At 66.7% G+C, this 243-nt stretch carries 1 protein-coding gene; it reads left to right on the top strand.

From position 1 onward, the window contains the following. Positions 1–243, top strand: a 243-nt coding sequence (locus G8O24_RS43600) for a carboxyl transferase domain-containing protein (RefSeq protein ID WP_283815681.1), incomplete at both ends; no start/stop codon positions are given.

Here is a 243-nt window from a genome sequence, read left to right as displayed (position 1 = left end):
GTATCGCGCAGATCGCAATCGTCCACGGCCCCTCGACCGCCGGCGGCGCTTACATGCCGGCGCTCTGCGACGACACCGTCATCATCCGCAATCAGGGCGCCATGTTCCTGGGCGGACCGCAACTGGTATTTGCCGCGACCGGCGAGACCATCGAGATCGAACCGCTCGGCGGCGCGGAGATGCACAGCCGGATCAGCGGCGTCACCGACCATATCGCCGAGAATGACAGCCACGCGCTGGCGA

Origin of the sequence: Bradyrhizobium campsiandrae (assembly GCF_014529705.1) — a bacterium.
Taxonomy (GTDB): Bacteria; Pseudomonadota; Alphaproteobacteria; order Rhizobiales; family Xanthobacteraceae; genus Bradyrhizobium; species Bradyrhizobium campsiandrae.
This window is presented reverse-complemented; position numbering and strand designations above follow the sequence as displayed.